Source organism: Croceicoccus sp. Ery5 (genome assembly GCF_020985325.1).
Taxonomy (GTDB): Bacteria; Pseudomonadota; Alphaproteobacteria; order Sphingomonadales; family Sphingomonadaceae; genus Croceicoccus.
Window position 1 is genome coordinate 3,060,831 of the sequence record NZ_CP087587.1, and the last position, 13,788, is coordinate 3,074,618.

General features: G+C 63.1%; 12 protein-coding genes. 10 read left to right on the forward strand and 2 right to left on the reverse strand.

The window, feature by feature from the left end:
- Positions 1–4: 4 nt before the first annotated feature.
- The 7 genes from LOZ74_RS14685 to LOZ74_RS14715 all read left to right on the forward strand — a co-directional run bounded on the left by LOZ74_RS14685 (position 5) and on the right by LOZ74_RS14715 (position 6,827).
- Positions 5–1,171 carry a PQQ-dependent sugar dehydrogenase gene (locus tag LOZ74_RS14685; RefSeq protein WP_230291782.1) on the forward strand — a complete coding sequence of 389 codons (1,167 nt, stop codon included), beginning with the start codon at positions 5–7 and terminating at the stop codon, positions 1,169–1,171.
- A 106-nt stretch (positions 1,172–1,277) separates the two neighbouring features.
- On the forward strand, positions 1,278–1,793 hold the full coding sequence (locus LOZ74_RS14690; protein ID WP_230291783.1) for a GNAT family N-acetyltransferase: 516 nt from the start codon (positions 1,278–1,280) through the stop codon (positions 1,791–1,793).
- 47 nt (positions 1,794–1,840) lie between these two features.
- The gene (locus LOZ74_RS14695; protein ID WP_230291784.1) at positions 1,841–2,431 is read left to right on the forward strand and encodes a DUF1285 domain-containing protein; all 591 of its coding nucleotides are present in this window, start codon (positions 1,841–1,843) and stop codon (positions 2,429–2,431) included.
- The gene (locus LOZ74_RS14700) at positions 2,428–3,072 is read left to right on the forward strand and encodes a CoA pyrophosphatase (protein WP_230291785.1); all 645 of its coding nucleotides are present in this window, start codon (positions 2,428–2,430) and stop codon (positions 3,070–3,072) included. The genes LOZ74_RS14695 and LOZ74_RS14700 overlap by 4 nt, the downstream gene beginning before the upstream one ends.
- Positions 3,073–3,083: 11 nt before the next feature.
- On the forward strand, positions 3,084–4,256 hold the full coding sequence (locus LOZ74_RS14705; protein ID WP_230293911.1) for a CCA tRNA nucleotidyltransferase: 1,173 nt from the start codon (positions 3,084–3,086) through the stop codon (positions 4,254–4,256).
- 66 nt (positions 4,257–4,322) lie between these two features.
- Positions 4,323–4,988, forward strand: coding sequence for a TIGR02281 family clan AA aspartic protease (locus LOZ74_RS14710; protein WP_230291786.1), 666 nt, complete (start codon positions 4,323–4,325; stop codon positions 4,986–4,988).
- A 399-nt stretch (positions 4,989–5,387) separates the two neighbouring features.
- The gene (locus tag LOZ74_RS14715) at positions 5,388–6,827 is read left to right on the forward strand and encodes a DEAD/DEAH box helicase (protein ID WP_230291787.1); all 1,440 of its coding nucleotides are present in this window, start codon (positions 5,388–5,390) and stop codon (positions 6,825–6,827) included.
- A 105-nt stretch (positions 6,828–6,932) separates the two neighbouring features.
- Here LOZ74_RS14715 and LOZ74_RS14720 read toward each other — a convergent pair whose 3' ends face one another.
- The gene (locus tag LOZ74_RS14720; protein ID WP_230291788.1) at positions 6,933–7,415 is read right to left on the reverse strand and encodes a hypothetical protein; all 483 of its coding nucleotides are present in this window, start codon (positions 7,413–7,415) and stop codon (positions 6,933–6,935) included.
- Positions 7,416–7,721: 306 nt separating this feature from the next.
- On the opposite strand from LOZ74_RS14720, the gene LOZ74_RS14725 reads away from it, so the two are divergent.
- Both LOZ74_RS14725 and LOZ74_RS14730 read left to right on the forward strand, forming a co-directional pair.
- On the forward strand, positions 7,722–9,137 hold the full coding sequence (locus LOZ74_RS14725) for an amidohydrolase family protein (RefSeq protein ID WP_230291789.1): 1,416 nt from the start codon (positions 7,722–7,724) through the stop codon (positions 9,135–9,137).
- Between the two features lie 326 nt (positions 9,138–9,463).
- Entirely contained in the window at positions 9,464–9,967 is a 504-nt protein-coding gene (locus LOZ74_RS14730) for a DUF4262 domain-containing protein (protein WP_230293912.1), read from the forward strand.
- A 411-nt stretch (positions 9,968–10,378) separates the two neighbouring features.
- On the opposite strand, the gene parC is transcribed toward LOZ74_RS14730, so the two are convergent.
- Entirely contained in the window at positions 10,379–12,691 is a 2,313-nt protein-coding gene (gene parC, locus LOZ74_RS14735; RefSeq protein WP_230291790.1) for a DNA topoisomerase IV subunit A, read from the reverse strand.
- A 175-nt stretch (positions 12,692–12,866) separates the two neighbouring features.
- Between parC and LOZ74_RS14740 the strand changes: the two genes are divergently transcribed.
- On the forward strand, positions 12,867–13,424 hold the full coding sequence (locus tag LOZ74_RS14740; RefSeq protein WP_230291791.1) for a type 1 glutamine amidotransferase domain-containing protein: 558 nt from the start codon (positions 12,867–12,869) through the stop codon (positions 13,422–13,424).
- Positions 13,425–13,788 lie beyond the last annotated feature (364 nt).

A 13,788-nucleotide genomic window follows, 5' to 3' on the forward strand; every position in this document is an offset into this window, starting at 1 on the left:
AGTCATGAAATCCCAATCACTGCGTTTCGCCAGCATCGCCCTTGCATCGCTTGCCGCGTCCTCGCTGGCAAGCTGTCAGGAAACCCCGACCCCCGCCACCGGTGGAGAAGCCGGCAATGCCGCCATGCAGGTCAGCTTTGCCAAACAGGACATGGGCACTTTCGACGAGCCATGGGCTATCGCCTTCGAACCGGGCACCGGCACCTTGTTCGTGACCGAGAAATCGGGCGCGATCAGGTTCCGCAAGGCCGACGGCACCACCGGCGATGTCAGTGGCGTGCCCGATGTGGATTACGGCGGCCAGGGCGGTCTGGGCGATATCGTGTTCGCCCCCGATTACGCCAGCAGCCACGCGGTTTACATCAGCTATGCCGAAGCTGGCAGCGGCGACACCCGCGGCGCGGCAGTGATGCGCGCGACGTTGCAATGCGATCAGGCAGAGGCATGCGCGCTGCGCGATCCGCGCGTGATCTGGCGGCAGGACGAAAAGGTCACCGGACGCGGCCATTATTCGCACCGCATCGCCTTTTCGCCCGACGGCGACTTTCTGTTCATCGCATCGGGCGACCGGCAAAAAATGCAGCCCGCGCAGGATTTGTCGAACAATCTGGGCACCATCGTCCGCCTGCTGCCCGACGGCAGCCCCGCCCCCGGCAATCCGTTTACCGGCGAGGCCAATGCCAATGACGAGATCTGGTCGTACGGCCACCGCAACATCCTTGGCCTTGCCTTCGATGCGCGGGGGCAATTGTGGGATCTGGAACACGGGCCGCAAGGCGGGGACGAGTTGAACCTTGTCGCGCGCGGCATGAATTACGGCTGGCCGAACGTGTCGAACGGCATCCATTACGACGGCAAGCCGATCCCCGACCATGCCCCCGGCGACGGCTATGTCGCGCCGGTCGAATGGTGGGATCCGGTGATCGCGCCGGGCGGCATGATCTTTTATTCGGGTGCGCTGTTCCCCGACTGGCAGGGCAATGCGCTGATCGCGGGGCTGGGCAGCCAGGGGCTGGTCGTGGTGAAGATGGACGGCAAGACCGCCAGCGAAAGCGCGCGTTACGATCTGGGCGCCCGTATCCGCGCGGTGGCAGAGGCGGCGGACGGATCGGTCTGGGTGGCCGAAGACGGGCCGGACGCGCATGTCTGGCGCCTTACGCCGCAGGGCTGAACCAAACCCCGCTACCCGACGGCAAAGCAGAATTACGGTCGACAGCGCCGCGCGCAGCCCCTATCCGCGCGGCGCTTTTACCGCCGTCAGAGTTCGCATCGCGCCCATGCCCACCATCATCCCCATCGATCAGGTCGAACCCGCTATGGTCGAGCAATTGCTCGACCGCGCCTTCGGACCCGACCGCCATGGCCGCACGGCCTATACCGTGCGCGAGGGGACCGAGGCACTGGGCGCATTGTCCTTTGCCGCGCTGGATGACGACGATCTGCTGGCGGGCACGATCCAGTGCTGGCCCGTCGCGCTGACCGATCCGCAGGGGCGTCCGCATCCGATGATCATGGTCGGCCCCGTCGCCGTCGTCCCCGAATTGCAGAACGCGGGCTATGGCAAGGCGCTGATGCTGGCCAGCATTGCCGCGCTGCAGGCAGGCGGCGCGGTGCCGCTGCCGCAAGTGCTGATCGGGGATGCGGAGTATTACGGCCGTTTCTTCGGTTTCGTCGCACAGCCGACGCAGGGCTGGACCCTGCCCGGCCCCTATGACCCCGCCCGACTGCTGGTGCGGACCGAAAACCCGTCCATATTGCCGCAAATGGGCGCGCTGGGGCCATGGCTGGGGTAAACGGCCCTTGGCGCGGCTAGTGCGATCTGGCATCGCCTTCAACTGCGATGCCCTATGATAGTCCACCCGATCTTGCCGGCCTGTCGCTGGCGGAAATAGCCGAAGCGGTCGCCGCGCGCCGCCTGCCCCCTGTCGACACATGGCAGCCCGAGGCGACGGCCGACAGCGGCATGGAAATCCGCGCCGACGGACGCTGGTTCCACGACGGCAGCGAAATCACCCGCCCCGCCATGGTGCGCGCCTTTTCATCGCTGCTGCGTAGGGATGACGATGCGGAAAACGGCGGTTTCTGGCTGGTCCTGCCCTATCAGAAACAAAGCATCGCGGTCGAGGACGCGCCCTTCGTCGCGGTGGACGTAAAGCTGGACAGCGCCGATGGCGTGCCGGTCCTTGTCTTCCGGCTCAACACCGACGAATTCGTCACTGCGGGCCCCGACCATCCCGTCATCGCGCGCGGCGATGCCGATACGCCCGCGCTTTATGTTCTGGTGCGCGGAGGGCTGGAGGCGCGGCTGGACCGGTCGACCTATGCGCAACTGGCCGAGATCGCGATCGCCCGCGATGCCGATGCGCTGGCAGTCGAATCGGGCGGGGCGGTGTTTCCGCTGATACCCGCCGCAAAGACCGATCCGGCATGACCAGCCTGCACGACCGGCTGACCTCGCTCTATCGCGCGGGCCACCGGCGCACGGTCACGGGCCTGCGCGACGATGGCGAATGGCTGCCCGCGGGCGAACGCCCCCGCCGCGCCGCGGTGCTGGTCGCGATTACCGACCGCCCCCTTCCTTCTGACGATCCGGCCAGCGCAGGCCCCGGCATATTGTTCATCCAGCGCCCCACCCGCATGCGCCGCCACGCGGGGCAGGTCGCCTTTCCGGGCGGCGGGATGGACCCCGGCGAAACCCCGATACAGGCCGCTGTGAGAGAGGCGGAGGAAGAGATCGCCCTGCCCCCGTCACGCGTGTGCGTCATCGGGGAAAGCGACCGTTTCCGCACCGGCAGCGGTTTCGACATTTCCCCCGTGCTGGCCATCGTGCCGCCCGACCTGCCGCTGAAACCCAATCCCGCCGAAGTGGACAGCTGGTTCGAGGCGCCGCTGTCCTTCCTGCTCGATACCGAAAATATCCGCGAAGGGACGGGCGAGTTGAACGGGATGAAGCGTAAATATCTGGAGATGCAATATTCCGACGGTTCGGGAAGGGATTACCGGATCTGGGGCGTGACGGCGGCGATCCTGTATAATCTGCGCCGCCGCCTGCTGCGGGGGCCGAAATTGTGACCGATATCACCATGCCCATGGCGCAATGGGCCGCGCGCGACGACCTGCCCGCGGTGGTCGCCGCATTGGGGGCGGACGATTGCCGTTTCGTCGGCGGCTGCGTACGCGATGCGCTGCTGGGGATAGAGGCTGCCGATGTCGATATCGCCACGCGCCATGTGCCCGAACGCACGCAGCAATTGCTGAAACAGGCAGGCATCCGCAGCGTGCCGACCGGCATCGAACACGGCACGATCACCGCGATCCTGCCGCACGGTCCGGTGGAAATCACCACATTGCGCAAGGATGTCGACACCGACGGACGCCGCGCCACGGTCGCTTTTGCCAGCGAATGGTTCGACGATGCGGCGCGGCGCGATTTCACCATCAACGCGCTATACGCCCATCCCGAACATTTCCGCATTTCGGACTATTTCGGCGGGCTGGCCGATCTGGATGCGCGCATCGTACGGTTCATCGGCGATGCCGAAACGCGCATCCGCGAGGATCATCTGCGCATCCTGCGCTATTTCCGCTTTCAGGCGCGCTTCGGATCGAAGGTGGATGACAAGGCCGAGGCCGCCATCCGCGACCTTGCCTCGACGCTGAAGGGCCTCTCGCGCGAGCGTGTGGCGATGGAATTGCTGTCGATCCTTGCCCTGCCCGATCCCGCCTCCAGCTTCGAACGCATGGCAGAACTGGGCGTGCTGCAGGTGATCCTGCCCGAAGTCGATGACGAAGGCATCGCCGCCCTTGCTGCGTTACAGCACGCCGAAAAGCGCGGGAATATTGCCGCCGATCCGGTCCGCCGCCTTGCCGCCCTGCTGCCGCCCGATGCCGAGACTGCCCGGCAGGTCGCCTCGCGCCTGCGGCTTTCCAATGCGCAGAAAAAGCGCATCGCCCTTGCCGCCGCGCGCGATGCGCATGATGCGCAAAATCCCCGCTCGCTCGCCTATCGCCTTGGGGTGGAGGCAGCGGTGGACCGCTTGCTGCTGCTGGGCGAAAGCACTGCGCCCGTCACGGGATGGGATGTGCCGCAATTGCCGGTTTCGGGCGGCGATATCGTCGCGGCGGGCATCGGCAAGGGGCCGCTGGTCGCCCGCACGCTGCACGCGGTCGAAGGGCGCTGGATCGCGGAAGGGTTCCCCGACGCGGAACGCACCCGCGCCATATTGGTAGAGGAAGTAGGCAAGGCGCGCATGTAGCGCGTCCCCTCCCCTCATCAGGCCGGTCATGCGGGCGCAAGCCTTGCCGTGCTAAGAAGGCGAAATATGGATTTCGAACGCCTGTCCCAGCTTCCTTACGGAGAGCTTTTCGCCAGCAACCCGCTGCTGATGGCGGCTGTCATCGCGCTGGGCATCTCGATCGTGGGCGGCACGATCATCCGCACCATGCCGCGTACCGGTTCGCTGATGCGCGGACTGGGCAGTTTCGGGCTGGCCGTGGTGCTGGTGCTGACCATCATCGATGTCGCGCGCCTGTCGGGCGGCAGCGATTTCGCGCGCAGCCTTTCGGTGGCCGAACTGGGCATGCCCGAACAAGTGGTCGAAGGGGGCGAGACGCAGGTGCCTTTGTCGCGCGACGGGCATTACTGGCTGGAAGGGACGGTCAACGGCCATCCCGAACGCTTCCTGATCGACACCGGCGCTTCGCTGACCGCGATTTCGCCCGATACGGCCCAGCGCGGGCAGATAGAGGCGAACCCGATGCGCGGCACCATCGCGCTGCAAACTGCCAACGGTTCCTCGCCCGGGCGGGTCGCCACCATGGGCGAATTGCGCGCGGGCAATATCCTAGCCCGCGACCTCGACGTGGTGATCGCGCCGGGGCTGAACGGCATCAATGTGCTGGGCATGAATTTCCTGTCGCGCCTGCAAAGCTGGCGGGTAGAGGACGGGACGTTGATCCTCGTCCCGCACAACCCGCAGCCGGTGTAGGGTGAGCGCGCTTTCAGCCCACGGCGGGCTACGAAAGGCGGCGTTCTGCGCTTCCGGTGCTCACGTAATGGAAGTACGCTGCGCGCCAGTTCTCGAACACCACCATTCTCGCTCCACCCTGAACTGAAATCGCACACACCCAAGATTTCCGCATCCGCGAATTTCATTGCGCATTTCGCAAATCATCCCTATGTAGCCGCCCGTGACAGCGCCGGATGAACTGGCGCATTCGCATGCCCGCGTGAGCCGCGCCGACAGAAATGGCGAGTTTGGCCCCGCATGCGAACATGGGTTTGCCCATGCGTTCACACCACTGCTTCCCGATCACGCTAGGGTCGCCGTAAAGGCCCCGCACGCATCCGCCATTCATGCGGAGCCGTGCCTATGTGAGTATATAATTTGTCCTATTTCTCGGATCTCGGCCTCGCCGAACCCATTACCCGCGCTCTCGCCTCGAAAGGCTATGAAGAGCCGACCCCGATCCAGCGTCAGGCGATCCCCGCCCTGATGGAAGGGCGCGACATTCTGGGTATCGCCCAGACCGGCACCGGCAAGACCGCTGCCTTCTCGCTCCCCTCGATCGACCGCCTTATTCGTGAGGATGTGCGCCCGCAGCCCGCATCGTGTCGGATGCTGGTGCTGTCGCCCACGCGCGAACTGGCGGCGCAGATCGCCGACAACATGCGCTTTTACGCCAAGAACACGCGGCTGCAGGTGCAATGCATCTTCGGCGGCGTGCCCGCCGGCAAGCAGGCGAAGAAGCTGGTCGCGGGCACCGATATTCTGGTCGCCACCCCCGGCCGCCTGCTCGACCTGATCGACCAGCGCGCGCTGACCCTGCGCGACGTTGAAATCTTCGTCCTCGACGAAGCCGACCAGATGATGGACCTGGGCTTTATCAAGCCGCTGACCCGCGTGGCCGCGCTGCTGCCGCAGGACCGGCAGAGCCTGTTCTTCTCGGCCACCATGCCCGAAAGCATCGCGCAGCTGGGCAAGCGTTTCATCAAAAACCCCGTGAAGGTCGAGGTCGCGCCGCAGTCGACAACCGCCGAGCGGGTCGAGCAATATGCGATCCATATCGACCAGAAGGAAAAGCAGTCGCTCCTCACCCTCTCGCTGCTGAAGGGCATCGAAAGCGGAGAGATCGACCGCTGCCTCGTCTTTACCCGCACCAAGCATGGCGCGGACCGCGTGGTGCGCCATCTGGCCGCCGCGGGCATCAATGCCGCCGCGATCCACGGCAACAAGACGCAGGCGCAGCGTATCCGCGCCCTCGACGGCTTTCGCGACGGCAAGGTGCCGGTGCTGGTCGCCACCGATATCGCGGCGCGAGGCATCGACGTTTCGGGCGTTTCGCACGTGTTCAACTTTGAAATCCCGAACGTGCCCGAACAATATGTCCACCGCATCGGCCGCACCGCCCGCGCGGGCGCGGATGGCGTGGCGATCAGCTTCGTCGCGCCGGACGAAAAGCCCTATATGCGCGACATCGAACGGCTGACGAAGGTGCGCCCCGTGCAGCTTCCCATCCCCGAGAATTTCGTGGCGAACGCGGAAAAACTGCCCAAGCCCACCCGCGCACCGGCAGGCGCCGAGCGCGATCCCAATGCCAAGGGCGGGCGCGGCGGCGGTCGCGGCCGCGGGCGTGGTGGTCAGGGCGGCCAGAAGCGCGATGGCGGTGGCGGCGGTTCGAAGAATTACGAACAGCGCCAGCAGCGCAAGAACGCCGAAAACCGCGGCGACGGCCAGCCCCGCGACGACATGGGCCGCAAACGCCGCTTCCGCCCCAAGGGCGCGAACGGCGTCGGCGCGCACAAGGGCGCAGTGCGGGCGCGCTGATCAACACACACGCAAGAGGGCGGGAGAGCGATGCGCTTTCCCGCCCTTTTTCGTTGTATGTGAGACAAGGCCTTTCAAGGGTTGGAAAGAGGACTGATGTCCAAATTACCATTGATGATCTGCCACGAATTTTTTGGGAGATACATCGACAGTCTCAAATTCATCGATTTCTAAACATGACAGAGTCAAAAGTCCGCCTGGCCGCTTCACACTATATATTGATCTGGCGGTAATCTTGTAGACCCCAAAGGCAGCAGACATCGACGGAGTGGGCATCACCCGATTACTGCCAAGCTGAAATCCATCCAGCAAATCATCTTCACCTTCTTGGCAGGGAAGAAAATCTACCAAAAACCTTCTTTGCGACATTTCGGAAGACGAAGACAATTTGCACCGAGTCGATACAAAATCCGGAACGATCCCCACGGAACCGAGGTCGTATAGGACCACATACGCAGCTATTGAGCGTTTCCCGCCCCCTGCATCGCTCTTGAACTCCCAACAATCTTCATATGAGAAATATTCTTCGAGCGAGGGCGTCTCGGAAATACCGGTGCAGGCTGATGATGTAAAAAGGATCGCGGCCATCAGAGTCAATTTGCCACAACTGCGTCCCAGCTTTCGTTTAGTTCTCAACCTAACCTGCCCTCGCATCATCAAGCTCACCCCCTACTGACTTTAATGCATTTCCGTTAATCTGTGCCTTGATCTGGTCCCAATGAAATGATCCATCAATGTTTCGGGGTCCTTCATAGCCGGTCGCTTACGGACTTGGTGTGCGCTTCTTATGCTTGAGGATAATAGGGTTTGTCGCCAAGAACTACCAACGTCCCCTTCCCATCCCGCCCCCGCCTGTTACCCTGTCGTCGGGTCCGAACGGGGGAAACGCAGACCATGATTGCCCGATTGCTTGCCATGGCCGCCATGGTGCTGGCCTGCCTAACCGCCACCGCGCGGGCCGATGATCTGTTGATCCGCAATGTCCGGCTGATCGACCTTACCGCCGAAACCCCGCGATGGAGCGCGCCGCAATCGGTTCTGGTGACCAGCGACCGCATCGCCGCCATCGGCCCCGACATAACTGCCCCTGACGACACCAAGGTGATCGACGGCAAGGGCGGCTATCTGCTTCCGGGCCTGACCGATATGCATGTGCATGTGTGGGACCGCGCGGCGCTGGGCGCCTATCTGGCGCATGGGGTGACGACGGTGCGCAATGCGTCGGGCATGCCCTTCCACCTCGATCTGGCGGCCAAGATCGATGCGGGCACGCTGGCAGGGCCGCGCCTGCTGACCACCGGCCCCATCCTCAACAGCCATGGCGCGAACGAGCAGTTGAACCACCAGTTCGTCGCCACCGAAGAAGAAGCCCGCGCCGCCGTGCGCTGGCAGCATGCGGCGGGCTTTCGCCATATCAAGGTCTATTCCAACCTCACGCGTGAGGCTTGGGCAGGCATCAGGGCAGAGGCGGCGACGCTGGGCATGACGGTCATGGGCCACACTCCCGAAGGGGTGCGCGCCAGCGGCGTGCCGGTGGACCATCCGTTCGACATGGGCTTCGACCAGTTCCTCGACGCGGATTTCGTGACGATCGAACATGTCGAAAGCATCGTCTGGCACGGGCTGCGCAACCGCCACGATTCCGCCGCCGCCCGCGCATTGGCACAGCGGATCGCGGCGTCGGGCACGCCGGTCGATCCCACGCTGGTCGCGTTCCGCAACCTGCTCCACGTGGCCGAAACGAAGGGCGCCTATCTGCGCCGCCCCGGCAGCGAATGGATGAACCCGATGCTGGTGGCGACCGAACAGCCGGTTTACGACCGCTGGACGAACGAGGCGGTCGAACCCAACCGTGCCGCGTTCGAATTCTATAAGCAGATGACGAAGATGATGGCCGATGCGGGCGTGCTGATGGTGGCGGGCAGCGATGCGGGCATTTTCACCAATATCCCCGGCGGATCGCTGATCGACGAGCTGGAACTGCTGGCCGAAGCGGGCCTCTCCCCCGCCGAGGCGCTGCGCATGGCCACGCTGAACCCCGCGCAGGTTCTGGGCGAGGAAGACGCGCGCGGCACCGTGGCGCAAGGCATGGCCGCCGATCTGGTGCTGACCGGGGCGGACCCGCTGCAAGGCTTTGCCACGCTGCGCCGCCCCGCGCTGGTCGTCGCGGCGGGCCGCCTGTATGATCGCGCGGCGCTGGACGCCCTGCTGACCGAAGCCGCGCAACAGGACCTTTCGCGCACGCAGGCCAATGTGGTCGCGGGGCTGAAGGCACAGGGCAACGATGTAAGCGCGCTGACCGGCGGGTGAAATCGCGAAGCGCGCCGGTTGTTGCCCGTTTCGCGCCGCCAGCGACGAGAGCAAGCAACCTGGCACTCATTTCCGCCGTGTCGCCGAGCGTGAAACTCTCGGCACCGGGGTAGCGCGACTTCAAGAGGTCGAGTGCCTCTCCCATCAGCAAAGCTCCATGCTTGATTGTGACGCAGGATGGCCAGCTTCCAGTGTCGATTTTTCGTCACCATTGCCGCCATTTGCACTGGAGTCGATTGGCTGCTTAGCTAAGTTTTCGACAAAACGCGGACTAACAGGAAACGACCGATTGCGGACGTTGAGATTTGCGGGCTAGAATTTTGGCGATGCGCACTGCCCTAAATGCTCCACCAAATACCCTCGACGAAGATGAACAATCCTTTGTCGCAAAGATCAGGGAGCATGGTTGGTTCAGAACTGGCGTTCTAGGCGACGATGACGGTCCAGGCTTTTCGTTTACAACTGGCTTGTTCGTTAACACCGGTCAGCCCGAGTTGCTTATTTTCAGTATGAAAGACCGGATCGCGCATGACGTTTTCTGGGATCTTTATAGAGATGCGAAAGATGGCCGGTCGTTGCCGGTTGGCAGGCGGACAGAAGCCGTATTTGGTAATGCTCCCGCCTATGCATTTCGGATCGCAAAGGAGCACTACCGCGACCTGCTGGGATGGAGCAGATGGTTTTACGGAGGCGACGTGTTTCCGTGCTTGCAAATCGTCTGGCCTGACCGTGAAGGCAGGTTCCCATGGGAAGAAGATTTTGCCGACGAGTTTGCGGGCCTTCAGAAGGATATGACTGAGAGTGGCTGGAAAAATGAACTAGCCGATTAATGTCCGCTTCCCACCCCGTTCCAGTCGTTAGCGCGTAAAACCTGAGCGCCGGACAGCTGCCTCAGCCACGGCAAAGCCGCGGCTGTGTCGTTGAACGGATCGCTGCGGGCCTGGCCGCCCTTGCGTCCGTCAGCCGGGGCGCCGCCTCAGGCGAATTAGCGCTCCGCTTGCTGGGCAATACTCGCCCTAATTCACGGGCGGCTGCCTTCGCGCTGTCCTACACGCCGCATCCGCGCTAGCGCCAGTCTTCGCGGCTCTTTCCCAATGTCGAATTCTCCCGATTCCCGCCGGTGTCACCCAAAGGGGCTGAACGCCAGTGTTTCTGCGGGTTTCAGCAGGGTGACAGCCTGTGACAAGGTGTCACCTTTGTCACCCTGAACGCACGTCAACCGGACATGCGCGCAGCGATGCTCAGCCGAAGCGATTGTCTCTTGGGAAGCCTGTCGGCGGCAGGCGGCCTGCCGCGCCGCGGGCGACCTTCCATTGCCACATGTCGCTTTCGGTCCGCACCCGCCCGCTGTCGCCGCCCATCTTCCACGAAAGGCCATCATCGAGTTTCAGCGTGATCGCGTCGGACAGCCCGCCGTCACGGTAACGTTGCAGCTGAACGCCTTGCCCGCGTGCCATCACCGGCAGTTCCTCAAGGCTGAAGATCACCAGCTTGCGATTGTCGCCGACCACGGCGACATGATCGTCGGCCTCCGCGATTTCGCGCACCACTTTCAGCGTGATTGTGTCCTTCAGATTCACCACCTGACGGCCCTTGCGCGTTTCGGCCAGCAGCTCGTCCATTTCCGCCGCGAAACCGCGACCCGCGCTATTGGCCAGCAATATCTGCCCGCCCTTGCGATAGACCAGCACGGCGATGACCGGCGATCCTGAATCGATGTCGAGCGTGGTGCGCAGCGGCTCTCCGAAGCCGCGCCCGCCCGGCAGCTTGTCGCAGCCGAGCGTATAGAAACGCCCGTCGCCGCTGGCGATCAGCAGCTTGTCGGTCGTCTGCGCATGCAGCGCAAAGGCCGGACCGTCGCCTTCCTTGAACTTGAATTCCCCCCCAATGCCGTCGGCGCCAAGGTCGACATGACCCTTCATACCGCGCACCCAGCCGCGTGCCGAGATGATGACGGTGACCGGCTCCTTCTCGATCATGGCGTCCATGCTGAATTCGACCGCGGGTGCCGCCTCGGCCACCGTGGTGCGGCGACGGCCCAGCTTCGTATCCTCGCCATATTCCTTGCGCAGCGCGGTCAGATCGCGCTTCAGCCGCGTACGCTGGCGCGCAGGGCTGTCGATCAGCTTCTGCAATTCGTCCCGCTCGGCCAATAGGGCGTCGTGCTCCTTGCGAAGCTCCATCTCCTCCAGCTTGCGAAGGGACCGCAGGCGCATGTTGAGGATCGCTTCGGCCTGCCGGTCGGTCAGCTCGAACTCGGCCATCATGACCTGTTTGGGCTCGTCCTCGGTCCGGATAATCTCGATCACGCGGTCAAGGTTGAGGAAGGCGATGATATAGCCTTCGAGCAGTTCCAGCCGCCGCGCGATCTGTTCCAGCCGGTGATGCGAACGGCGCAGCAGAATATCGATCTGCGATGCGATCCAGTGCTGCAAAACCTCGCCCAGCCCCATGACCTGCGGCGTGCGTGTCGCATCCAGCACGTTGAGGTTCAGGCCGAAACGGCTTTCCAGATCGGTCAGCTTGTACAGGCTTTCCTTCAGCAAGTCCGGATCGACATTGCGGCTGCGCGGGACCAGCACGATGCGGATCTGCTCGTCGCTTTCGTCGCGCACGTCTTCAAGGATGGGCAGTTTTCTGTCGGCGATCAGTTGGGCGATCTGTTCGATCAGCCGGCCCTTTTGCACCTGATAGGGTATCTCGCTGATGACCAGCTGCCATTGCCCGCCGCCCAGCCGTTCGATCCCGGCGTCGCGGTCATCCTCGCTGGCGGCTTCTGCGGCGTAGAACCGCCCGCGCATGCGAAACGATCCGCGCCCCGTTTCATAGGCCGCCGAAATTACATCGGCGCTGTCCACCACCAGCCCGCCGGTGGCGAAATCGGGACCGTGGAAGACCTCCATTAGCTCGGCATGTTCGGCGCGCGGATTGTCGATCAGTTTCAGTGTGGCATCGACGATTTCGGCCACGTTATGGCTGGGGATATTGGTCGCCATGCCCACCGCGATCCCGCTGGCGCCATTGGCCAGCAGGTTCGGAAAGATGCCGGGGAAGATGTCGGGCTCCGACTCTTCACCGTTATAGGTCGGGATGAAGTCGACAGTGCCTTCGTCCAGACCCTGCATCAACAGCATGGCGGTGCGGGTCAGCCGCGCCTCGGTATAACGATATGCGGCGGCATTATCGCCGTCGATATTGCCGAAGTTGCCCTGCCCCTCCACCAGCGGATAGCGCAGCGCGAAATCCTGCGCGAGCCGGACCATGGCGTCGTAAACGCTGGCATCGCCGTGCGGGTGGTATTTGCCGATCACGTCACCCACCACGCGGGCCGATTTCTTGAACGCGTCGGTCGGGTTCAATTTCAGCTGGCGCATCGCCCACAGCAGGCGGCGGTGCACGGGTTTCAATCCGTCGCGCAGATCGGGCAACGAACGGGCGGTGATCGTGGACAGCGCATAGACGAGATAGCGTTCGGACAGCGCCGCATCGAAGGGCGCGTCGACCAGCCGGTCGAAGGGATCGGGTTCAAGCGTATCGGGAATCTCGTCGGCCATGGATACGGATTAGCAAGCGGGGGGTGCGCCGCAAAGCAGCGGGCACGGGCAATCCCCCGTCGCGTAGAATGCACGAACACGGTTGCAGATACGACGAGCCGTGCAGGCGCTTTGGAACATGCGGCACGCCGATCCATTACGATTGCAAAGGCAAACACGGAAAATGGAGCCAAACATGACAAGCCAGACCAAGACTCAACGTATCCTGATCATCGCCACCGACGGTTTCGAACAGAGCGAACTGACCGGCCCGCGCGACCGGCTTCGTAACGGCGGTTTCGAAGTTATCGTTGCCAGCCCCGAAAGCGGTACGATCAAGGGCTGGGACCAGAAGGACTGGGGACAGGCGGTCGATGTCGATCTGACGCTGGACGAGATATCGGTCAGCGATTTCGACGCCCTTGTCCTGCCGGGCGGCCAGATCAACCCCGATGTGCTGCGCCTGAACGATAAGGCCGTATCGCTGGTCCGCGAGTTTGGCCAGTCGGGCAAGCCGGTCGCGGCAATTTGCCATGCACCGTGGCTGTTGATCGATGCCGGGCTGGTATCGGGCAAGACAGTGACCAGCTGGCCCTCGGTTCGCACCGATCTGGCCAATGCAGGCGCAAATGTCGTCGATCAGGACGTCGCCGTCGACGGCAATATCATCACCAGCCGCAATCCCGATGATATCCCCGCCTTTGCCAAGGCCGTCCAAACGGCTTTGCAGAATGTAGCCGAACCGGTCGCCTGAGTATTCTTCTGCCTTCTGGCCCTGCCTTCTCCAAACGGTGATGGCAGGGCCATTCCATTTGTCGACCGCTTTCCCGAGTCGCAAAAGCAAGGGTTTAGAAAGGCTTGTCGTTAACCTTCACCGTTAACGACAATTGTCACCTACAGAGCGCTTGCCCACACTCTCGTATCTTCGTAAATTCGTTGAGAATCAGGGATATCCAGCTTTGATTAGCCCTGACTACGTCCAGCCTATCCCATTTTGGCTCAGGTCGGACACGCCCGTTGTGCCGAACCCGTTAAGGCTCGACATTAAGGTATTGAGCATAGGCTGAAAATTCGGACCTGCCGCGATGGCAAGGCGCAGGACCGGACCGGGGATGGAT

What these genes read in the sequence shown, in the direction of transcription:
- LOZ74_RS14685 (WP_230291782.1), top strand. Translation starts at nt 5, where the DNA reads ATGAAATCCCAATCACTGCGTTTCGCCAGCATCGCCCTTGCATCGCTT.
- LOZ74_RS14690 (WP_230291783.1), top strand. Translation starts at nt 1,278, where the DNA reads ATGCCCACCATCATCCCCATCGATCAGGTCGAACCCGCTATGGTCGAG.
- LOZ74_RS14695 (WP_230291784.1), top strand. Translation starts at nt 1,841, where the DNA reads ATGCCCTATGATAGTCCACCCGATCTTGCCGGCCTGTCGCTGGCGGAA.
- LOZ74_RS14700 (WP_230291785.1), top strand. Translation starts at nt 2,428, where the DNA reads ATGACCAGCCTGCACGACCGGCTGACCTCGCTCTATCGCGCGGGCCAC.
- LOZ74_RS14705 (WP_230293911.1), top strand. Translation starts at nt 3,084, where the DNA reads ATGCCCATGGCGCAATGGGCCGCGCGCGACGACCTGCCCGCGGTGGTC.
- LOZ74_RS14710 (WP_230291786.1), top strand. Translation starts at nt 4,323, where the DNA reads ATGGATTTCGAACGCCTGTCCCAGCTTCCTTACGGAGAGCTTTTCGCC.
- LOZ74_RS14720 (WP_230291788.1), bottom strand. Translation starts at nt 7,415, where the DNA reads ATGGCCGCGATCCTTTTTACATCATCAGCCTGCACCGGTATTTCCGAG.
- LOZ74_RS14725 (WP_230291789.1), top strand. Translation starts at nt 7,722, where the DNA reads ATGATTGCCCGATTGCTTGCCATGGCCGCCATGGTGCTGGCCTGCCTA.
- LOZ74_RS14730 (WP_230293912.1), top strand. Translation starts at nt 9,464, where the DNA reads ATGCGCACTGCCCTAAATGCTCCACCAAATACCCTCGACGAAGATGAA.
- parC (WP_230291790.1), bottom strand. Translation starts at nt 12,691, where the DNA reads ATGGCCGACGAGATTCCCGATACGCTTGAACCCGATCCCTTCGACCGG.
- LOZ74_RS14740 (WP_230291791.1), top strand. Translation starts at nt 12,867, where the DNA reads ATGACAAGCCAGACCAAGACTCAACGTATCCTGATCATCGCCACCGAC.